The 23,338-nt window shown below is 36.0% G+C and carries 14 protein-coding genes; 10 read left to right on the top strand and 4 right to left on the bottom strand.

The genetic code is table 11. The annotated features are described in order from the left end of the window. Window positions 1–95: 95 nt before the first annotated feature. Window positions 96–2,021: a glucosamine-6-phosphate deaminase gene (gene nagB / locus GIY83_RS01395; RefSeq protein ID WP_208684207.1), complete on the bottom strand. Its 1,926-nt coding sequence runs from the start codon at window positions 2,019–2,021 to the stop codon at window positions 96–98. A 135-nt stretch (window positions 2,022–2,156) separates the two neighbouring features. Then, entirely contained in the window at window positions 2,157–2,906 is a 750-nt protein-coding gene (locus GIY83_RS01390; RefSeq protein ID WP_194615636.1) for a DeoR/GlpR family DNA-binding transcription regulator, read from the bottom strand. Window positions 2,907–3,152: 246 nt separating this feature from the next. On the opposite strand from GIY83_RS01390, the gene GIY83_RS01385 reads away from it, so the two are divergent. The 8 genes from GIY83_RS01385 (at window position 3,153) to GIY83_RS01350 (ending at window position 18,112) form a co-directional block, all read left to right on the top strand. Continuing rightward, window positions 3,153–6,440, top strand: coding sequence for a TonB-dependent receptor (locus tag GIY83_RS01385; RefSeq protein WP_208684205.1), 3,288 nt, complete (start codon window positions 3,153–3,155; stop codon window positions 6,438–6,440). Window positions 6,441–6,464: 24 nt separating this feature from the next. Beyond that, complete coding sequence (locus tag GIY83_RS01380) at window positions 6,465–8,198, top strand: RagB/SusD family nutrient uptake outer membrane protein (protein WP_208684203.1); 1,734 nt, start codon at window positions 6,465–6,467, stop codon at window positions 8,196–8,198. A gap of 256 nt (window positions 8,199–8,454) precedes the next feature. Next, window positions 8,455–9,654, top strand: a complete 1,200-nt coding sequence (locus GIY83_RS01375; RefSeq protein ID WP_208684195.1) for an exo-beta-N-acetylmuramidase NamZ domain-containing protein — start codon at window positions 8,455–8,457, stop codon at window positions 9,652–9,654. Between the two features lie 190 nt (window positions 9,655–9,844). Then, window positions 9,845–10,672: an N-acetylmuramic acid 6-phosphate etherase gene (gene murQ / locus GIY83_RS01370; protein WP_208684188.1), complete on the top strand. Its 828-nt coding sequence runs from the start codon at window positions 9,845–9,847 to the stop codon at window positions 10,670–10,672. Window positions 10,673–10,839: 167 nt separating this feature from the next. Further along, window positions 10,840–12,345: a sodium:solute symporter gene (locus GIY83_RS01365; protein ID WP_208684186.1), complete on the top strand. Its 1,506-nt coding sequence runs from the start codon at window positions 10,840–10,842 to the stop codon at window positions 12,343–12,345. Between the two features lie 81 nt (window positions 12,346–12,426). Next, entirely contained in the window at window positions 12,427–15,429 is a 3,003-nt protein-coding gene (locus tag GIY83_RS01360; protein ID WP_208684184.1) for a glycoside hydrolase family 3 N-terminal domain-containing protein, read from the top strand. 136 nt (window positions 15,430–15,565) lie between these two features. Beyond that, window positions 15,566–16,774 (top strand): anhydro-N-acetylmuramic acid kinase, encoded by a 1,209-nt coding sequence (locus tag GIY83_RS01355; RefSeq protein ID WP_208684182.1) that lies wholly within the window; start codon window positions 15,566–15,568, stop codon window positions 16,772–16,774. A gap of 66 nt (window positions 16,775–16,840) precedes the next feature. Then, complete coding sequence (locus GIY83_RS01350) at window positions 16,841–18,112, top strand: acyltransferase family protein (protein WP_208684180.1); 1,272 nt, start codon at window positions 16,841–16,843, stop codon at window positions 18,110–18,112. A gap of 61 nt (window positions 18,113–18,173) precedes the next feature. Here GIY83_RS01350 and GIY83_RS01345 read toward each other — a convergent pair whose 3' ends face one another. Beyond that, window positions 18,174–18,608 carry an SRPBCC domain-containing protein gene (locus GIY83_RS01345; RefSeq protein WP_229029184.1) on the bottom strand — a complete coding sequence of 145 codons (435 nt, stop codon included), beginning with the start codon at window positions 18,606–18,608 and terminating at the stop codon, window positions 18,174–18,176. Window positions 18,609–18,877: 269 nt separating this feature from the next. Here GIY83_RS01345 and GIY83_RS01340 point away from each other — a divergent pair, with 269 nt between their 5' ends. Together GIY83_RS01340 and GIY83_RS01335 are read left to right on the top strand one after the other, a co-directional pair. Next, entirely contained in the window at window positions 18,878–20,272 is a 1,395-nt protein-coding gene (locus GIY83_RS01340; RefSeq protein WP_229029183.1) for an aldehyde dehydrogenase family protein, read from the top strand. 89 nt (window positions 20,273–20,361) lie between these two features. Beyond that, window positions 20,362–21,771 (top strand): MFS transporter, encoded by a 1,410-nt coding sequence (locus GIY83_RS01335; protein WP_208684176.1) that lies wholly within the window; start codon window positions 20,362–20,364, stop codon window positions 21,769–21,771. A gap of 63 nt (window positions 21,772–21,834) precedes the next feature. Here the strand turns inward: GIY83_RS01335 and GIY83_RS01330 are convergent, their stop codons facing one another. Next, window positions 21,835–23,220 carry an efflux transporter outer membrane subunit gene (locus tag GIY83_RS01330; RefSeq protein WP_208684174.1) on the bottom strand — a complete coding sequence of 462 codons (1,386 nt, stop codon included), beginning with the start codon at window positions 23,218–23,220 and terminating at the stop codon, window positions 21,835–21,837. Between the last annotated feature and the right edge of the window lie 118 nt (window positions 23,221–23,338).

Below are 23,338 nucleotides of genomic sequence, written 5' to 3'. Positions count from 1 at the left end.
TTTTAAAAGTTTATTTTGATTGTGTTATTTAAACCTGACGGGTTTTGAAAACCCGTCAGGTTTATCACTGAAAAAGGTTAACTTTTCAGAAATTACTAATAATCAAAACGTTTAAAAGCTTCGATTGCTTCGTATTCTGCCAATCCTAAATCATCATATAAAATGGCAGTATTTTTATTACGGTCTTCGGCTCTCACCCAGAATTCTCTTGAGTCATTACCTTGAAACATTACTCGGTCTTTTTGAGATTGATGGTATAAAATCGCGCTACGTTTTAAAAGTACTTCTGATGGAGAAAGCGGAACGGCCATATCAATTTCATGAATATCCCATTCGTGCCATGCTCCTCTGTACAACCACAACCAGCAATCATCCATGTATTTTTCTGGTTTTAGCTCTTTCATGGCAGCAAAAATTGCATTCAGACAAACTTCATGCGTTCCGTGTGGATCTGCTAAATCTCCTGCGGCAAATACCTGATGAGGTTTTATCTTGGCGATAATATCTTTTACAATAGCAATATCTTCAGGTCCTAAAGGATTTTTCTTGACTTGTCCGGTTTCGTAAAACGGAAGATCTAAAAAGTGTGTATTTTCATCTTTTAGACCAATATATCTTGTTGCTGCGTAAGATTCTCTTCTTCTAATAAGCCCTTTTAATTTTCGAACTTCAAGAGAATCAATCTGGTTTTCTGATTTGCTATTCAGAAAATCAATCACCGCTTTAAAGTTGATTTGTGCCTCTGCTTCACCTAAAAAATCTTTGGCAACCTCTGCAAATTTTAAAGCCTCATCATCTGTAACAGCAATATTTCCTGAAGTTTGATATACAACATGTACATCATGACCTTGTTTTATTAATTTCGAAAAAGTTCCTCCCATCGAAATTACATCATCATCAGGATGCGGACTAAAAAGAATTACTCGTTTTTTTGCAGGATTGGCTCTTTCCGGACGATGTGAATCATCGGTATTGGGTTTTCCACCTGGCCATCCTGTAATGGTATGCTGCAATACGTTGAACATATTAATATTCAAATCATAAGCAGAGCCTTCCTGCGCCAATAGATCCGACATTCCGTTATTGTTATAATCTCTGTCGGTAAGTTTTAATATCGATTGTTTTGTTTCTCTGCAAAGCCAAACGATGGCTTTGCTTTTTAATTCCTGTGTCCAGGTACATCCGCCCACTAACCATGGTGTTTCGAATCGGGTTAATTCAGATGCAGAAAATTGGTCTAATACAAAGGTCGCATTAGTATGATTTTGTAAAAAAGTAGCAGGAACATCTGAGGTTATTTCACCCTGAATCGTTCTCTTTATAATAGAAGCTTTATTTTGCCCCCAGGCCATAAGCACAATTCTTTTAGATCTCAGAATTGTCGAAACTCCCATTGTGATGGCTCTTTTAGGAACGTTATCGATACCATTAAAATCTGATGAAGCATCGACCCTGGTAATGTGATCTAATGTAATAATTCTGGTTCCTGAATTGATGTGTGATCCAGGTTCGTTGAAACCAACGTGTCCGGTACGGCCAATTCCTAATAATTGGAAATCAAGTCCGCCGGCTTGTTTTATTTTCAATTCGTAATCAACGCAATATTGGTTCAGTTCTTCGATCGCAACTGTTCCGTCAGGAATGTTTACATTTTCCGGTTTAATATCGATGTGATTAAAAAGATATTGATGCATGAAATAATGGTAACTCTGACGATTCTCTTTGGTCATTGGATAATATTCATCCAGATTAAAAGAGATAACATTGTAAAAACTAAGGCCATCTTCTTTGTGCATGCGCACCAATTCTTCGTATACTTTTATAGGTGATGATCCCGTGGCAAGTCCTAAAACACAAGATTCATTGTTTGCTTGTTTTGAACGTATTAATTCGGCTATTTCCTGAGCAACCATTTTTGATCCCTGAACAGAATTTTCAAAAATTACGTTATGATTTTTTTCAAATCTGGTTTCTTCAAATTTCCCGGGAATGTCGTAAGCCAAAGAAGTATTCGTTTTCATAATATATCTTAGTTAAAAATTAGTTTTAACAAATATAGATACAAAAAACAGAACAAATACATTATTTTGCGTTATTTAACAAAATAAAAATCAAATAACGCAAAATAACGCAAAAATTAATTATTGAATTTTAAATTATAGGATGAAAACGCCCGATTTTCTGTATTCTTCGAGTCTTACATCTTCCGGATCCAATTCGGTTACGATAGTATCCAAAAGATTCAAATCGCAAACCACATGAGGCATTTTAGTATTTAGCTTATCCGAAGAAAACATCGACACAACCCTGTCAGAAGCCTCTATCATCGCTTTTTTGACAATTGAGATCTCATATCCAATCTCAGTCAAACCTTGTTTTATATTAATACTGCTGGCGCCTATAAAGCAAATATCTGCTTTAATTTTCGATACGACCTGAATTACATCCATACCTATTGTTACCATTGCATTTTTTTGCATTTTGCCACCAATAAATATTAAATCGATATTAGGATGTTGTGATAATTGCATGGCGATTGGTAAACTATAAGTATATATTGTCGCCTTTAAATCCGAAGGAATCAACTTTGCAAAAACTAAATTAGTGCTTCCGCCACTCATTATAATAACCTGTCCGTCATGTAATAAAGACAGTGCTTTTGTCACGATCTTTTTCTTTTCTTCCTCGGCAGCTATATTGATATTAAAAACGTCAACGGATTTTTCCGAAACCTGCACAGCTCCGCCATACACCTTTTCCAGTAGCTTTTTACTGTCCAGTTCGTTTAAATCACGCCTAATTGTATCTTCTGATAAATCCAGAGCCAAAGCCAAATCTGTTGTGACAACTTTCTGTTCTTCAATAAGCTTAGTCATTATATACTTATGTCTCTCGGCTTTCAGCATGTTTTTAAAAAGTTAAAATTCAGGACAAATATATCAAATATTTCAATTGAATAACTGTCCTTTTGTAGGAAACTGCAATAGTTTGCATAATTCTGTTCAATATTATAAAGCAGAAAGATTTCACATCTTAAATATGCGTTATTTTGCGTTATTTGAATTAATTTTCGAAAAAAAATTCAAAATACTGCATTTATATGCAATAAATAAATATATTTGCTCAACAACCATTAAAAAAACCAAATAATCATGAAAAAATTATTCCTTATTTCATTGTTGGTTTTGTTCATTCAAGTAACATTTGGGCAAACAAAAACAATTACCGGAACTGTAAAAAGCAAAGCGGATGGGTTTCCTATACCAGGGGTTAGTATCCTTATTCAGGGAACTAAAACAGGTACTACTACCGACTTTGACGGAAACTACAGTATCCCAGCCTCACCAGGGCAAAGCTTAGTTTTCAGCTACATGGGATCTGAGACGCAAGTGGTAAAAATTGACGGGCAACAAAAAATCAACGTTTCTCTTGCTGAGAGTACTTCAAAACTAGACGAAGTTGTTGTCGTGGGATTCTCTTCTCAGAAAAAAACAAACTTAACCGGAGCTGTTGCCTCAATCGATGTAGCTAAAACAATTGGAAGCAGACCTCTTACTGATGTAAGCAAAGCTTTACAAGGTACTACGCCGGGGGTAAATGTTAGTTTTAACTCGGGAAATATGAATCGTGCGGCTACTATTAACATACGTGGAGCCGGAACTATTAATGGTTCAGATGCTCCTTTAATATTAGTTGATGGAGTTCCTACAGACTTATCACTTATTAACCCAAATGATATTGCCACCATGACGGTACTTAAAGATGCTGCTTCGGCTTCTATCTATGGTGCGCGTGCTGCTTTTGGGGTGGTATTGATTACAACTAAAGGAGGAAAAACGGGAGAAGGAAAAGTAAGATTTTCTTATTCTGCCAATACGGCGTTTACGAACCCAATTTCTACTTTACAATTCTTAGATCCAACTGAAGAAATTCCAGGACTAATTGCTGCAGGAAGACGTACTGATGGTGCTGTACCGGAAATTTTTGGTGCAAACTACAATACTTTATTAGAGGGAATTAAAACCTGGAAAGAAAAATATGCACACAATCGTACCAGTAATGAAATGGTTTATGGTGAAGACTGGGAGATTAAAAATGGTACACCGTATTTCTACAGAGTTTGGGATAATAACAAAGAATTGTATGCAAAAAATGCGCTCCAGACTACTCACAATCTTTCTGCGCAAGGTAACTTAGGAGATAAAAGTTCGTTCTTTGCTTCATTTGCTTTTACTAATCAGGAAGGTATGTTAAGAGTAAATCAGGAACAAAGACAAAGAACAAACATCAACTTAGGATTTACTACAAAATTGGCTGACTGGCTTACGGGTGATTTCAAAGTAATGACTATTAACAGTACATACGACCAGCCATTTAACTACTATGGTGGTGCTGGTACTGATGATCCACTTTATACAGGTTATTTTGGATATGCACTTCGTTGGGGACAGTATTTCCCGAACTTTGGAACATACAGAGGGTATAATTTCCGTACTGCAGGAGGATATTTAGCTAATGCATCAAGAAATGAAAACGTTAAGCGCAATAACAGGTTAAGTGGTAAATTTACTGCAGATATTACAAAAGATTTTAATGTAATTGCTGAGGTTAGCAGTGTAACTGAAACGTACAACAGAAAACAAAATGGTGGTAAATTCTTAGCATGGGACAGCTGGTCTGCTATGCCATACGATGCTACAACAATTCAAACTGCAATTCCTGCAACTCTTGAAGCCGGAAATGATTATGTAGCGCAATCTAAATCAGAATCTATTACCAATGTTGTTAATATTTATGCTAACTACAAAAAACAAATAGACAAACATAGTTTTAAAGTTTTAGGAGGTTTTAACTCTGAGTGGCAGGATTTCTCTCGTAATTATGCCCGAAGAAATACACTTTTAGACAAATCAAAACCAGAATTTAATCTTGCAGTTGGAGAACAATTTGTTTCAGGATCTGCAAATACATCACTTAATCCGGCAGAAACAACCTATTCTATCGCAGGTTTCTTTGCTCGTATTAACTATGATTACAACGGAATTTATTTATTAGAATTGAATGCACGTTACGATGGTTCTTCAAAATTCCCTACAAACGAACAATGGGGATTCTTCCCTTCTGCTTCTGTAGGATATAAAATTGTGAATGAAAAATTCATGGAAAGCACACGTGGTTGGTTAAACGACCTTAAAATTCGTGGTTCTATTGGTGCAATCGGAAATCAAAACGTAGGAAACAATGCTTTCTTATCGATCATGAACTCTACTAACCCTTCATGGGTAAATAGCGGTTCTACATTGCCTCCGTCTACAGGTTTACCAACTAACGTTGATCCTGCATTAACTTGGGAAAAAGTATACACAAAAGATGTAGGTATCGATATTAAAATATTAGATATGCTTGGTGCTTCGTTTGACTGGTACCAACGTGATACAAAAGGGATGTTGGCTCCTGGTATAACACTTCCTGGTTCATTTGGTCAAAATGCAGCTCAAACCAACTCAGGAAACATGAGAACAAGAGGATGGGAATTGTCTTTGAACTTTAATAAAAACTTAAGCGAAAATGCTTCTGTATTTGTTGATGTAGCTTTATCTGATTATAAATCTGTAATTACAAAATGGAACAACACTTCTAAATTATTAGGTTTAGTTACTCCTACTACATATCCTTATTATGACGGATTCGAAATTGGACAAATCTGGGGTTTAACCAGCGACAGACTTCTTCAGGCTGATGACGTAATTACCAATAATGGTAAAACAGTAAATGGTGTTGATTACTCTAAAACAATGGTGGGTAACTTTAAATATGGAGCAGGAGATGTTCATTATGTAGATCTTGACGGTGACGGAGTTATCAGTCGTGGTGCCGGAACTGCAGACGATCACGGAGATTTGAAAAAAATTGGTAATACAACGCCACGTTATAAATACGGTATTACATTAGGTGGAAAATACCGCGGATTTGATGTTTCTGGTTTCTTCCAGGGAGTTGGAAAACGTGATTACTGGGCTGCTTCAGATGTTGTTTTGCCTTTCTATCGCGCGCCTCAGCAAATGTATGCTAACCAGGCTGATTACTGGACACCAGAAAACACTCAGGCTTACTGGCCAAACCCATATTATGGAAATGAGGCGAATACTCTTGGTTCAGGTACTTCAGGTTCAAACAACTTTGTTACCTCTACAAGATATTTATTAGACATGTCTTATTTCCGTCTAAAAAATGTTACTCTTGGATATTCACTCTCAAAAGATTTAGTAAAAAGAGCGCGCTTAGAGAAAGTAAGAATTTATGCATCAGGCGAAAACTTAGTTACCTGGGCAGACAAACGTCTTCCTGTTGACCCTGAAATCGATGAAGCAGAGGTGTTCTGGGGAAGAGCTTATCCTTATACCAAAACAATCTCTTTTGGTGTTGAGCTTGCTTTTTAATACTAACCATTCAAAACTTTTAAAATGAAAAATTCAAATATAAAATCAAAATTTCTGCTGATGTTTGCTACAGCTTTAGTAGCAACAACGGCGGTTAGTTGTTCAGATTATTTAACAGATGATCCTGCAGATAAATTTACAAATGAAAACTTTTGGCAATCGGAAGATAATGTAAAAACATTTTCATGGCTTAATTATGATACTTTTTATGGCTACGGAAATGGTACAACAATCGGACTTTCTTTTTTCTATTATCACGGAAGTGATTACAAAGTAGATGATAATTTATCAGCATTTACTTTTTATCAAATGCCGGTTACTGCAGCCACTACAAATATTTATTCATGGAATGAATATTATACACTTATTCGTCGTTGTAATTTGATGCTGGAGAAAGTACCAACGGTGAGCATGTCTGCAGAGAAAAAGAACCATTATATTGGAGTAGCTAAATTCTTTAGAGCGTATACTTACTTTCGTTTAGTGCAAAAAATGGGAGATGTTCCGTATACTGATAAATACTTAGTTCAGGCAGATCCTGCAGTTTATGCTCCGGCAATGCCAAGAGCAGAAATTATGGACAAAGTAATTGCAGACTTAGAAGAGGCTGCAAACCTCATGCTTGTTTCAGACGATAAAAATGCTACTGTAAATAAATACACGGCTTATGCTGCTTTAAGTAATGCATGTTTATATGAAGGAACGTATAGAAAATACCATTTAGGTCAGGACGGAAGTGCTTATCTTAACAAAGCAAAAGTAGCTTCACTAGCCGTAATGAACAATCCGGCTTATAAATTAAACGCCGACTGGAAATCGCTTTACAATTCAGTTGAATTACTTGGAAATACAGAAGTGATACTTACAAAACGTTATTTAACAAACGTATTGATGCACTCTCTTCAAAACTACACCAATACATCGACTATTCAATACGGTTTAACAAAATGGGCTGCTGACAGTTATGTAACGACAAACGGATTACCAATTCAACAAGCCGGAAACGCTCAGTATACCGGTGATGATAACGTAACTAAAACTTTTGCTAACAGAGATCCGCGTTTTGGTAAAACTGTAAACCCTGCCAACTACGGTTACAAAGGAAAACCTTTTGGTACAACCGCTTTAGTTTCGATGTCAGGTTATGTATTCGAATTGTACAACAATCCTGCTACAACAGGCCCTGATGTTACTACAGGAGGACGTAATTATACTGATGCGCCAATATTTACACTAAGCGAAGTATATTTAAACTACGCCGAAGCTTGTGCTGAATTGGGTACAGCAACCAACAATGATCTTGATATTTCGATCAATAAAGTACGTGCACGTGCAGGAATTGCCGCTTTGACTACTGACGGAAACAATGCTTCTGCAGGAAATGTAGTGATCAATGACCCAAGAAGAACCTCAGCTTTAGAGCAAATCTCTGGTGTTGTTAGTCCGCTAATCTGGGAAGTACGTCGTGAGCGTCAAATAGAATTTATGAGCTGGACTACTTTAAGACAAGCTGATATTTACCGTTGGAAAAAAGGAGATTATCTTGATACATCAAAAAATCCTGACGTAAATCTTGGAGCCAGAATTGGTACTCCTGTAGGATCACAAACCGTAGTAGATGGTAACGGATATGTAAAAATCTACCCTGCAAGTACAAGAACCTTTGAACCAAAACATTATTTAATGAATATCCCAACCAATGATATTGATTTATATAAAGCTCAAGGTGTTACATTAAAACAAAACCCGGGCTGGTAATTCTCTATTACTAAACCCATAAATAATACACTACCTCTGGGCACTAAAACCAGAGGTAGTATTTTAAAATTATTTCTTTGTAAAAAAGACATAAAAGAAACTGACGAAAATAAAACACAGGTCTAAAAATCATAGACATCCTCTCCAGAATACCACACTAGATCATCAAATCAAAAAAACATACAATACCAATCAAATAATAATATAATTTTATTGAGTCAATTTTTGTCTTCTCACTACTAAACTGTAATTTAAAATGATAAAATTCATAGCAAAAAGTATCTTTGTAGTAACTTCTATAATTTACACACCGTCTTATTCCAATTCATTTCAAAAAGCTGCAAAAAATAATCCTCACCAAATTACAGCCCCTTCCATTAAAACCGGAGCTGATAATTTTGAAAAATATTTGCCTTTATTAAAAGATAAAAAAGTAGGAATCGTTACGAATCAAACCGGAATTTTATCGGATAAAAAACATGTAGTAGATTTTTTATTAGAAAAAAAAGTGGCTCTACAGACCATCTTTGCACCTGAACACGGATTTAGAGGAACTGCCGATGCAGGAGAACATGTAGTAGACGGAAAAGATCCTAAAACAGGGTTACCTATCATCTCTCTTTACGGAGACAATAAAAAACCAAAAGCGGCACAATTGGCCGGAATCGATGTTATGATATTCGATTTGCAGGATGTTGGTGCACGTTTTTATACTTATATTTCTTCGTTGCATTATGTAATGGAAGCTTGTGCAGAAAACGGAATTCCGCTTATTGTTCTGGACAGACCTAACCCAAATGGCGGTATTGTAGACGGACCACTTTTAGAAAAAGAATTCACCAGTTTTGTAGGCATGCACCCTATTCCGTTACTTCACGGGATGACAATTGGAGAATATTCGAAAATGATCAATGGCGAGAAATGGTTAAAAAATGCCGTTCAATGCAAACTAACTGTTATTCCTTGTGTAGATTACAAAAGAGAGATGCCATACAGTTTACTGGCAAAACCCTCACCAAATTTACCTAATGACCAATCGATTAACTTATACGCAAGTTTATGCCTTTTTGAAGGAACCAACGTAAGTATGGGACGCGGAACCGAAAAACAATTTCAGATTTATGGTTCTCCTTTTTTAAAGAAAACGAATTTCAGCTTTACGCCAAAACCAAATTTTGGAGCCAAAGATCCGCTTTATAACGGAAAAGAATGTTTTGGAGAAGATTTAACTTCTTACCCAAAACTCACGCAATTAGAACTTAAATGGCTCATAAAAGCCTATCAAAATACCAGCGATAAAACGAAATTCTTCAATCCGTTTTTCACCAAACTTGCCGGAACAAAAAAATTACAGCAACAAATAGAAAGCGGAGTTTCAGAAAATGAAATAAGAAGGAGCTGGCAGAAGGATTTAGAAGCTTTCAAAAAAATGAGAAAGGCTTACCTGCTCTATTAAAAAACTGTTTTTCCCACATAGTTCTTATGTGTATTTTAAAATAAGTGAAACGTCTTTTTTTTAAATAATAAACTATGTTTCTATGTGTTAAAAAAATAAGCCCAACGAGTAAAAATACAACCAACTAAATTGCAAAATATCGAAACCGGTTATTCGAACAACTTTGGTTTCAAAAATCAAAAAAAGAAAAATGAAAAATAAAAATCCTGAAACTGAACAAGAATCTTTGTACAAAGACTTGGATCAAATGAGCGTTAAAGAACTTCTTACCAATATCAATACAGAGGACAAAAAAGTACCGCATATTATCGACGAGCAGATTCCTAAAATCGAAAAACTGGTTAAGGCCATTGTAAAAAAAATGCAGCTGGGCGGTCGATTATTTTATATTGGAGCCGGAACTTCCGGACGAATTGGAATCCTGGATGCATCAGAATGTCCGCCAACTTTTGGTGTGCCGCATGATATGATTATCGGAATTATTGCCGGTGGAGATACTGCCATTAGAAAAGCCGTAGAAAATGCCGAAGACAACACCGAGCAAGCATGGAAAGATCTGGCTAAATTTGAAATTTCAAGTTTAGATTTTATCATAGGAATTGCTGCTTCGGGAAATACACCTTATGTTTTAGGCGCTTTGCAAAAAGCAAAAGAACACAATATCAAAACAGGAAGTATTTCCTGCATTAGTAACGGACTTATTGCTCAGGAAGCAGATTATCCTATCGAATTAATCGTAGGGCCTGAATTCCTTACCGGAAGCACCAGAATGAAAGCCGGAACAGCCCAAAAACTAACATTAAACATGATCTCTACATCAGTAATGATTAAACTAGGGAAAGTAAAAGGCAACAAAATGGTCGATATGCAGCTTTCTAACGAAAAACTGGTAAAACGCGGCATCAAAATGATTATGGAAGAACTTGGAATTGAATATGACGTAGCCGAAGAATTACTGCAAAAACACAAAAGCGTAAGAGCTGTTTTACTGTCTCAAAGCAAAAATCAGGAAAACTAAAAACCGCCAACGAATCAAAAATATTTAATAGATTTATAGGCTTGATTTTTATCAAAGAAACCTAACAGGTTTTAAAAACCTGTTAGGTTTAATCAACCGTTTTATTCATCTTTGATTCACTTTTGATTCACCAAAATTCATTAAGAACCAACCACCAAAACTATACCATGACACCAAGTACCATACTCCTCCTTATCATCATTTATTTCGGAACATTATTCTACATCTCGCACAGAGTGAGCAGAAAAGATGGCGGAAATGACGCTTTTTTTACCGCCAATAAAAACTCAAAATGGTATCTGGTTGCTTTTGGAATGATAGGAACTGCCCTTTCCGGAGTAACTTTTATCTCTGTTCCCGGAGAAGTGGGTGCGCCAAGTGGTGAACAATTCAAATATTTTCAATTCGTTTTGGGTAATGCAATGGGATTTATAGTAATTACCAAATTATTACTGCCGTTGTATTACCGAATGAATTTAACCTCGATTTATGGTTATATCGAACAAAGAATGGGCTTTTACAGCTATAAAACTGCTGCTTCTATTTTCCTGATCAGCAGAACCGTTAGCTCTGCATTCAGGCTTTATTTAGTGGTTATTGTATTGCAGCGTTTTGTATTTGATTTTTATCATATTCCGTTTGCCTTTACAGTCCTGATTTCTTTGGTACTTATTTTTTCGTATACCTACAGAGGCGGACTAAAAACGATTATCATAACCGATACTTTACAAACATTTTTCCTGGTAACATCTGTTTTTCTTACCATTTATTTCATTTGCGACCGTATGGATTTAAGTGCTATTGGCGCTTTCGAAGAAGTAAAAAACAGCAATTATTCTAAAATATTTTTCTTTGATGATTTTCTGGGAAGTAAGTTTCATTTTGTAAAACAAATTTTAGGAGGAATGTTTGTAACCATTGCCATGACAGGATTGGATCAGGATTTAATGCAAAAAAACCTGAGCTGTAAAAACATTGGCGAAGCACAAAAAAACATGTTCACCTTTACGGGAATCTTTGTTGTGATCAACATTTTCTTTCTAAGTGTTGGAGCTTTACTTTATATCTATGCCAACAAAAACGGCATCGCGATCCCAACGGATCTAGTTACCGGCAAACCAAGAACCGATTTACTTTTTCCGGAAATCGCACTGAACCATTTGGCTACAATTCCGGCAATCGTATTTTTATTAGGAATCATTGCAGCCACATTTGCCACAACAGATTCGGCATTAACAGCCTTAACAACCTCTTTTTGCGTTGATTTTCTAGGAATGGACAAAGCCGAAAACAGCAAGAAAAACACCGTTCGTACCAGACATTTGGTTCACATTAGTTTCTCTGCCCTGATTTTCTTTGTGATCCTTATTTTCAACTCGATCAACGATAGTTCAGTAGTGGGTATGATCTTCAAAGTGGCTTCTTATACTTACGGTCCATTATTAGGATTATACGCTTTTGGATTGTTCCAGAAATCAAGACATGTAAAAGATAAATTTGTTCCCGTAATTTGCTTATTATCGCCTTTCTTTACGTATTTACTAAATGAAAATTCAGCAGCATTATTTGCAGGATATGTTTTTGATAATGAATTAATCGTACTCAACGGACTTATCACTTATTTAGGATTATACCTGACTAGTTCCCGCAGCACAGAAAAAATAAGTTTTTAAAACCACCTTAAAAACACAACCCTATTGATTAATCAATTGAAACTTTTTAGATAGGTTTCAATTGCACAAAAAATAATAAACATGAAAGATTACATCATAAAAATCAGCCTTTGCGCTTCATTTTTATTTTTAATCACCAATTGTGGCGTTTCTAAAAAAGACAATACAATTAAAGATTTAAAAACAGATCCCGTTACCAAAGATACAGTCGTTTACACCGCTCCAAAAACATCCGAGAAAAAGACTTTTTTTAAAGACTCTGACAAAGAAACTGCCTGGGTCGACAGCATTTACAGCAAAATGTCGCTCCGTGAAAAAGTAGGTCAGTTGTTTATGATTTCGGCTTATTCTAATAAAGATTCGGTTCACGTAAACGAAGTCAAAAAATTAGTTCAGGAATATAAAGTAGGCGGAGTAATTTTTTTTCAGGGCGGGCCGGTTCGTCAGGCCAAATTGACCAATCTTTACCAATCGAAAGTAAAAGTGCCTTTATTTGTAGGAATTGATGCCGAATGGGGATTGGCAATGCGATTGGATTCTACTTACCGATATCCTTGGAACATGACTTTGGGCGCGATTCAGGATTTGAATTTAATTGAAAAAGTGGGTCGAAATATGGCCAATGAAAATAAGCGAATCGGAATCCATTTTAATTTTGCTCCGGTTTTAGACATTAATACCAATCCTAAAAATCCAATTATTGGCAATCGTTCTTTTGGCGAAGATAAAGTCAATGTAGCCAACAAAGCCATTGCTTTAATGAGAGGCGTTCAGAGTCAGGGCGTTTTCAGCACCGGAAAACATTTCCCGGGACACGGAGATACCGCAACAGATTCGCATCATGCTTTGCCTTTGGTTAATTTTTCGAAAGAAAGACTGGAGCAAATAGAATTATATCCGTACAAAAGAATATTTGATGAAGGTTTAGTATCCGTTATGGTGGGGCATCTTAATATTCCCAGTTTAGAGCCAATCCCAAATCTTCCTTCTTCGGCTTCTTACAATGTGGTTACGAACCTGCTTCAGAAAGAATTAGGTTTCCAAGGTTTGATTTTTACCGATGGTTTAGCCATGAAAGGTGCCAGTAATTTTAAAGGTCCCGGTGATTTAGAAATTGCGGTAATTCTTGCCGGAAATGATGTTTTACTTTGTCCGGAAAATGTTCCCGTAGCCGTTCAAAAATTAGAAGCAGCTTATACTGAAAATGTGATTACCGAAGAACGTCTTGCACATTCGGTAAAAAAAATATTGCATTATAAATTCAAAGCAGGATTAAACACGTACAAGCCTATTGATATGGCGAACATTTATCCTGATCTTAACCCGTCACAAAATGATGCGCTGCATTATCAATTGTATGAAAACGCGGTTACTGTTTTAAAAAATGAAAAGGAAATACTTCCGATAAAAGAACTCGATCAAAAAATTGCTTACGTAAAATTAGGCGATGATACGAATAGTACTTTTATTTCTACATTAAAAAAATATACCGAAATAATAGAAGTTAAAGACACCAATCTTGACAGCCTGAACAAGGAATTAAGAAAGTTTGACAAGGTGATTATCAGTTTTCATAAAGTAAATAAACCCTGGGAAAAACAAGAATTTACATTAACAGAACTGCTTTGGCTAAAAGAAATTGCGAAGCACAACGACGTAATTCTAGACATTTTTGCCAAACCTTATTCCCTATTGTCAATTACCGATTTTGATGATATTGAAGGTCTGGTGGTTTCATATCAAAATTCAGATATCAGTCAGGTAGTTTCAGCCGAATTACTTTTTGGAGCCATCGAAGCCAAAGGAAAACTGCCAGTATCCATCAATACTTCTTTCAGCGTAAATGATGGACTGATGACCGAAAAATTAAATCGTCTTGCTTTTACCGCTGCGGAAAATGTGAATATGAATCCTGCTATTCTATCAAAAATCGATGCTGTGGCACAAAAAGCAATTGATGGAAAAATGGCACCGGGAATGCAGGTTTTAGTAGCGCGAAAAGGAAGTGTTATTTTTCAGAAATCATATGGAAATCAAACGTATGACAACGGAAAAAAAGTGACCAACACAGATTTATATGATGTCGCTTCGATTTCGAAAATGATATCTACATTGCCCAATGTGATGCAATTGTATGATAAAGAAAAAGTGAATCTCGATACCAAATTAAAAGATATGGTACCGTTTTTTGCCAAAACAAACAAGGAAAATATCATCTTCAAGGATTTACTAACGCATTATGCCGGACTTCAGGCCTGGATTCCGTTTTACAAAGCAACCTTAGACAGCAATAATAATCCTTCTGAAAAATATTATCGAAAAATAGCCGAAACTGGTTTTACCACAAAAGTGGCAGACAATCTTTATATTCGAAATGATTATCACGATACGATCATGAAAATCATTGCCGATAGTCCGTTATCCCTTAAAAAAGAATACAAATACAGTGATTTCACTTTTATCATCCTAAAAGAATATCTGGAAAGAAAAACGCATAAAAAGCTGCAAGACCTGAGTAAGCAGAATTTTTACAACACACTAGGGATGAACAATACGCTTTACAATCCGTTAGATAAATTTGACAAAAATAACATTGCCCCTACCGAAATTGATACGTATTTCAGACATCAGGTTATTCAGGGTTATGTACACGATATGGCAGCAGCTATGGAAGGCGGAGTTGCTGGTCACGCAGGAATTTTCTCTAATGCGATGGATGTTGCCAAAATGATGCAATTGTATTTGCAAAAAGGAAATTACGGTAATAAAGAGTATTTTTCGCCACAAACATTTGATGCCTTCAATACTTGTTATTATGCCGATAAAGGCGTTCAAAGAGGTTTAGGTTTTGATAAAAGAATAGGCAAAGATGGCCCAACTTGTGCTTGTGTTTCTCCGTCTAGTTTTGGTCATACCGGATTTACAGGAAACATCGCCTGGGTAGATCCTGAAACAGAAATTGTTTATGTATTTTTATCCAACAGAACCTATCCCGGAGTAAATGGCGACGAGAATAAATTAGCCAAAGGAAAAATTAGAGAAGAAATTCAGCAAATTATTCAGGAAGCTATTATGGTGAAGTAAAAAACTATAATTAACCATATAAGAAATGTAAGTTCATTTAAATGTTTGAACAAAACTAATATGTTCTTATATTCCTTATATGGTTAAAAAAATTATAGCCAAAGAAGAATAATTTTATTTATAAAAAAACAATATCATGAACGCAAATCTGGAATCACTGTATAAAATTGCCCAAAAACCATCACGAACCATTATCGGATTAATGTCCGGTACTTCATTGGATGGTTTGGACGTGGCTTTATGCGAAATTTCAGGTTCAGGCGAAAATACCGAAGTTCAGTTAATTCAATTTGATACCGTTGATTATTCTGAAGGAGTAAAATCAGAAATCCGAAATGTATTTGCAAAACCAACAATCGATTTTCAGCATTTGGTTTTACTAAATGAATGGATCGGGATTCTTCATGCTAATATTATCTTAGATCGTTTGAACCATTGGAAAATTCCGGCTGAAAAAATTGATCTGGTGGCTTCGCACGGACAAACCGTTTTTCATGCGCCGAAGATTTTGCATCAGCAGGAAAAATTTCCAAACGGTACTTTACAAATTGGCGACGGAGATCATATTGCCGTAAAAACCGGAATTATAACCATTTCTGATTTCAGGCAAAAACACCTTGCTGCAGGCGGCGAAGGAGCACCATTGGCCGTTTACGGAGATTATTTTTTGTTTAGTAAAAAAGATGAAAACCGCATTATGCTCAATATGGGTGGTATTGCTAATTTTACATATTTATCATCAAGCCATAATCCCGAAGAAGTTTTTGTGACCGATACAGGAACAGGAAATACCTTAATTGATGCGTTTACGAGACTTCATTTTCCTGAGAAAGCTTATGATAAAGATGCCGAAATTGCCAAACAAGGCAACGTAAATGCTGCTCTTTTAAAAGCTTTAAAAGGAGATGAATTCTTTGCTAAACCTTTCCCTAAAACTACAGGTCCGGAACTTTTTAGTATCGAATATGTCCGAAAAGCGCAAAACCAAAGCCAAACCGAAAATATTACTATCGAAGATTTGCTCGCCACCTTAACCCGATTCAGCGCTGAAACCATTGCCGAAGCCATACATTCGTCCATCAACAATACAACCTATTCTCCTGAAACTTTCACCATTTATATGTCAGGCGGAGGCGCGCATAACCCATTATTAGTGGGTTGGCTAAAAGAATTATTGCCTTGTACTTTTGAAAATACTGATGTTCTAGGCATTTCAGGCGATGCAAAAGAAGCCATATTATTTGCCATTTTAGCCAATGAAACCGTTTCCGGAGGCACTTCTGATTTTGGACTAAGAAAGAGAATCCCATCCGTATCGATGGGTAAAATTTCTTTTCCGAATTAAAAATTAAACCTAACATAAAAATTTCTCATTCAGATAAATTAACGAAACCAAAAACAACCACAACCCATGACAAAAGAACGTTTAATTTCACTAGATGTATTTAGAGGATTTACCATTTTATTGATGACCATTGTCAATAACCCGGGAAGCTGGACCTCTATTTATCCGCCTTTAGAACACGCAGAATGGCATGGCTGTACTCCTACCGATTTAGTATTTCCGTTTTTTGTTTTTATAATGGGAACCGCTATTCCGTTTGCAATGCCTGTAAAACATTTTGATGCAGCTGTTTTTAATAAAATTATAGTTCGGTCATTGCGTATTTTCTGTTTAGGATTTTTTCTGGCTTTTTTCACCCGATTCCAATTATTTGGTTTAGAAGGAATTCCGTTATTAATCCTGAGATTACTGATCACTTTTGCAGTGGCTTATGCCCTTTTAGGCAACTTTACTTTAAAAGTGAAAACCTATCTCGCAGTAGGGATTTTTGCGATTTTAATATCCTTAGCCTATAGCGGAATCGAAGCTTTTGAAGACGTAAGAATTCCTGGAGTGCTACAACGAATAGGAATTGTTTATTTCTTTACTTCTATTTTATATTTAAAAACAAACCTGAAAACACAACTTATAGTTGCCGCTTTGATTTTATTGATTTACTGGCTTTTGATGGCTTTTGTTCCGGTTCCGGGGTTTGGTCCTGCCAATTTCGACAAAGGAACCAATCTGGCTGCGTGGTTAGACAATTTACTTTTAAACGGACATTTATGGGCTTCTAGTAAAACCTGGGATCCTGAAGGAATTTTGAGTACTTTACCAGCCATTGGAACCGGAATCATAGGAATGTTTATTGGTCAAATATTAAACCTGCAAATCACCAAAATCGAAATTGTAAAAAAATTAGCCATCGCCGGAGTTTCTTTATTGATTCTGGGTTTACTCTGGCATACCTTTTTTCCAATCAATAAATCGCTTTGGACAAGTTCATATGTTTTGTACACCGCAGGAATCGCCACAATATGTTTGACGATATTGTATTATATAATAGATGTTGCCAATTATACAAAATGGACAAAACTATTTTTGATATGGGGTGTAAATCCTATGATTGTGTTTTTCTTTTCAGGAATAATCCCAAGAGTTTTAGGTTCGATCAAGATTCAGAATCCTGAGGCAGCTTCGGAACAAATCAGCCTTCAAACCTCCATTTACAAATTTGGGATTGCGCCTTGTTTCGAAAATCCTTTGAGTGCATCATTGGCTTACGCACTTATTTATGCTGTTTTTTGGTCTTTCATATTATGGGTTTTCTATAAAAAGAAATTGATTTTTAAGGTGTAAAAAAATAAAGTTTGCGAGTTTTTCTACCACAAATTGCACGATGGAACACAATCTAAAAAAACTAAAACTTTCGTTTTTGATAAGGTGTTCCTTCGCCATCTTCACAATGACTTTTAAGACTTAACAGAAACATTGCCCAATTGTAATTGCACCATTGGTAAAACTCGGTCAATTCACGCCAATCAAAATGTTTGAGAACAACTGACGTTACTCCGTCTTTTTCCTTAAGATCAAATGAAATTTTTGTACCAATCCATTCCGGGTCAGAATCTGTGCATTCCCATAGGATTCTTTTGTTTGGAGATAATTCTACTATTTTCATTTTTGTGTTATCATTATCACCGAAATTAAACTCATTGACAAAACCTACCTCCGGTTTTACAATCAATTCTGTTGTCCAGACAGCACCAAGTCCTTGTTGTGTGGTAAGTGTTTTATAAACAGCTGCAATAGGCGATTTGATGTAATTGATGTGTTCAATTTTTTCCATTTTCATGAATGTTTTATTTTCGTAAATTCAAAGTTAACGAAATTTCTATTGCTCTGACAAAGGCTCTATCTTGAAATTAATACTTGTAATTACTCTTTGTATATTTTAAAAGACAACATTAATATCAAGTTAAATTCAATAACCTATTGTGCTTTTTTCATAATTATGAGGATTAATTTAATTAACTTTAGATTAAATACACTACAATGGCTCTGTAAAAGCAATTCTTTCAAACCTGAATTTGTTTTATACTGAGTCGTTTAAAATAAAATATTATGAAAATGACTGCAGAAATAACATCTCCTTATGATCAAAGTTTTATTAAAGAATTACCCTTGATCAGTAAAAATGAGATTGACAATATACTTAATACCGCCCAAAACTTATTTACAGATCAATCGAAGTGGATTCCGGCTTATAAAAGAATCGAAATATTAGAAAAAACAGCTTCAATAATGACTGATCGAATCGAGGAATTATTAGATACCGCCATACGAGAAGGCGGAAAGCCCTATCAGGATTCTAAAGCTGAGGTACTTCGGGCAATTAAAGGTGTGAAATTAGCAGCAGAACATATTTCTCAAATAAAAGGAGAACAAATACCAATGGGACTTACCGAGGCTTCTTTAAACAGAATCGCTTTTACATCAAAAGAACCTATCGGAATTGTCGCGGCCGTTAGTGCTTTTAATCATCCGTTAAATTTAGCAGTTCACCAAATCGTTACGGCAATTGCTGCCGGCTGTCCCATAATTTTTAAACCCGCAACAGCAACTCCTCTATCAAGTTTGGCTCTTGCCCATATTTTAAAAGAAGCAGGATTGCCTGATGGATGGCTTCAAATCATTTTATGTGATAATGAAGCTGCAGAGTTACTGGTGACAGATCCGAGAATTAACTTTTTCTCTTTCATTGGTTCGGCAAAAGTAGGATGGTACTTAAAAAGTAAATTATCTCCGGGAACAAGATGTGCTTTAGAACATGGCGGAGCTGCTCCAGTTATTGTTGAAAGTGATGCTGATTTTAGCGAAATGATTCCTACTCTGGTAAAAGGAGGTTTTTATCACGCCGGACAAGTTTGCGTTTCGGTTCAGCGAGTATATGTCAATCAGGAGATTGCTGAGCGTTTTATTGAAGAATTTGCAGCGGCCACCAATAAACTAATTACAGGAAATCCGTTAGATCAAAAGACAGATGTAGGTCCGCTTATTACACCAAAAGAAGTCGATCGTGTCGAAGAATGGGTGAATGAAGCAATTGAAAAAGGAGCGAAACTAATAAGCGGCGGAAAAAGAATTTCCGACACTTTCTTTGAGCCTACAGTTTTGTTTAATCCATCAGAGGATTCAAAAGTTTCGACTACCGAAATCTTTGGTCCGGTTGTTTGTATTTATTCGTATACAGATCGTGATGAAGCTATCGAAAGAGCCAATGCACTTGATGTTCATTTTCAGGCAGCCGTTTTTACAAAAAATATAGATATTGCTTTAGATACTGTAAAAAAATTAAACGCGACTGCAGTTATGGTTAATGATCATACGGCATTTAGAGTCGATTGGATGCCATTTGGAGGAAGGGATTCTTCGGGTATTGGCATGGGCGGAATTTCATATGCCATAAACGAAATGACAAGAGAAAAATTGACCGTTTTTAAAAGCAAATTTCTATAATCATTAATTACGTTAAGTACAATTTAAACACATAGAAACATGGATTTTATGTGTAGAAAAGGATACAAAAAAGAAAAAGTTTTAAAAATATGAACGCAAACCCTGCTGAACTAAACATTGAAACCACCAAAAAAGTATTACCCATTATTTTGGCGACTTCGATCTTTATGCAAATGCTCGATTCAACTATTTTAAATACGTCGATAACGGCTATCGCCAAAGATCTGCACGAATCGCCGCTTGATATGCAAAATGCCATCATTAGTTATGTATTAACTCTTGCGCTTTTTATGCCGGTTAGCGGCTTTTTATCGGATAAATTTGGAACGAAGAAAGTATTTATTTTTGCTTTATTGCTATTCAGTATCGGGTCTTTGTTTTGTTCGCTTTCGCAGAATTTAAGCCATTTGATTTTTTCGCGTGTTATTCAGGGAATTGGAGGAAGTTTAATGACACCCGTAGGTAAATTGGCGCTCATTAGAACATTTCCTAAAAAAGAATTATTAAAAGCAATGAATTTTGCCATTATCCCTGCCTTGATAGGTCCTGTATTAGGTCCTTTGGTTGGTGGTTATATGGTCGATTATTTATCCTGGCACTGGATTTTCCTTATCAACATTCCGTTTGGGATTATTGGTATTCTGTTAAGCCTAAAGTATATGCCTGACTATAAATCTCCCATTATCGATTTTGACTTAAAAGGTTTCCTGATTTTTGCTGCGGCTTCCCTCCTTTTGTCTATTTCTTTAGAATTATTTGGCAATACCGTTCGCGTAACACCGGTTTTATTGGTATTAATGTCCGGATTTTTAATGTTGTATTGGTATTATAGACATGCCGTGACAGACAACAATCCTCTTTTTCCTTTAAATTTATTTCAGGTAAGAACTTTTCGCGTAGGGATAGTAGGTAATCTGGCAACGCGTCTGGGTTTTAGTTCGATTCCGTTGCTGTTGCCTATGATGATTCAGATTGCTTACGGACAATCGGCAGTAACTTCAGGATGGATTGTGGCGCCCATGGCTCTTACTGCGATGTTTGGAAAATCGGCTGTAATTAAAATTTTAAATACTTACGGTTATAGAAAAACCTTAATGGTGAATACTTTTATTATTGGAGTATTAATCTGTGCATTGGCCATTCCGTCCATTCATACTTCTTTTTATTGGTATGTCCCTATTATTGCGGTATTGGGTTTCTTTAACTCGATACAATTTACCTCGATGAATTCTATTTCTATTGCCGATTTAAGGGTATATCATACCAGTAGCGGCAATTCGTTAGTTTCTGTCAATCAGCAACTGGCTATTGGTTTCGGAATTGCTTTTGGACTTTTGGTACTTAAAGTTTTTCAGGGGGACACAAAGCTCATTCATAACGAAATTCACAATGCTTTTCGATATACATTTCTTGTCGTAGGTTTTTTGACTATTCTGTCCGGATTAGTTTTTAGAAGACTTCATGGTAAAGATGGCGATAATTTAAAATCGGCTAATTAATAAAAAAATCAAAGCCCAATCGTAACAGATTGGGCTTTATTATTTCCTGAAATTTTAAACTTTTTAGTTCCAGCCTCCGCCAAGCGCGCGGTATAAATTGACAACAGCATGCAGCTTTTGACTTTGATCTTCAATTCCTCTTAATTGTGCATTTAATAGGTTTTGTTCAGCCGTCAATACATCTGTATAATTGGTTGTCGAATTGTTCAGTAATTCTTTATTAAACTCAACTGCTTTCAATAAAGCTTCTAATTGTTTTTTCCTTTTTTCTTCTTTTAAAGCGGCGTTATCGTATTTTGACAAGGCATTCGAAACTTCCTCACTTGCTTTTAGCATCGAAAATTCAAAATTATAAAGCGCTTCTTTTTGTAAAGATAGTGCAGTTGCTAATCTTCCTTTGTTGATTCCTTTATTGAAGATGGGCTGCGTAAGTCCTCCGGCGATATTAGCAAAAAGTCCTCCGTTTGTAAACCAGTCTTTTAGTCCGAAACTCGAAAAACCAGCCGCTCCGCTGATGGTCAAAGCAGGATAAAAATAAGCTCTTGCCACATTGCTTTCTTCAAATGCCGCTCTAAAATTATATTCGGCTTGTTGCACATCCGGACGATTGGAAAGAAGCTGCATCGGAACTCCAATTTTAAGATCGTAGGTAAGTTTTTGCTTTTCGAGAGCACTACGTTCGATTTTAGTTGGTGATTTTGCCAGAAGCACACATAAAGTATGTTCGGTTTCGGTTATTTTTTGTTCGATATCCGGAATGGCTAATTCTGCTTCATAAAAGTTGGCTTCGCTCTGAACAACGGCAACTCCATTAATAATCGAATTTTCGAAAAGCACTTTGATCGTCTCAGCATCGGTTTCTCTGTTTTTGGCTGTCTTTTTAAGCACTTTTAATTGCTCATCCAAAATTAATAACTCATAATACGAATTGGCAATATTGGCGATCAATTGAGTTTGAACAGCGCGTTTGGCAGCATCTGTAGCCAAGAAATTTGCTAATGCACTTTTCTTAGCACTTTTTAATTTACCCCAAACATCAATTTCCCATCCGGCAGTAATTCCCAAATCGTATTGTGTCGACTGATCGAAAAGTCCAAACCCTTGCGGGAAAGCCAATCTGGATTCTTTAACCGATAAATTCCCATTTACCGAAGGCAGAAAAGTGGCTTTACTCAACTTAACATTCACCGCCGATTGATTGATACGTTCTACTGCAATCTTTAAATCCAGATTTGCCGCCAATCCATCCGAAATAAGTTGTTGTAAAGCAGGATCTGTAAATAATTCCGACCATTTCATAGTGGCTATAGTTGTTGTATCGATGCTTTCTTTTTCTCGATACATTACTGATGTTTCGGGTTTAGCATAGGGCTTCGTGATCTTGCACGAACTCCATATACTGGCAATAATCAGTATAATGATGATTAATTTATGATTGTATTTGTTCATTTTAGTATGTTTTTAATATAAGAGTGATATAATCTCGCAAAGTCGCAGAGTCGCTAAGTTTTTTTCTTTTCTAAGTTTTTAAACTTGACGTCTTAGCGACTTTGCGAGAGAATCAAAT

The sequence above is a fragment of the Flavobacterium sp. SLB02 genome, from assembly GCF_009664855.1.
GTDB lineage: Bacteria > Bacteroidota > Bacteroidia > Flavobacteriales > Flavobacteriaceae > Flavobacterium.
Note: the sequence above shows the minus strand (reverse complement) of the source record. Positions and strands in the feature narration are given on the sequence as shown.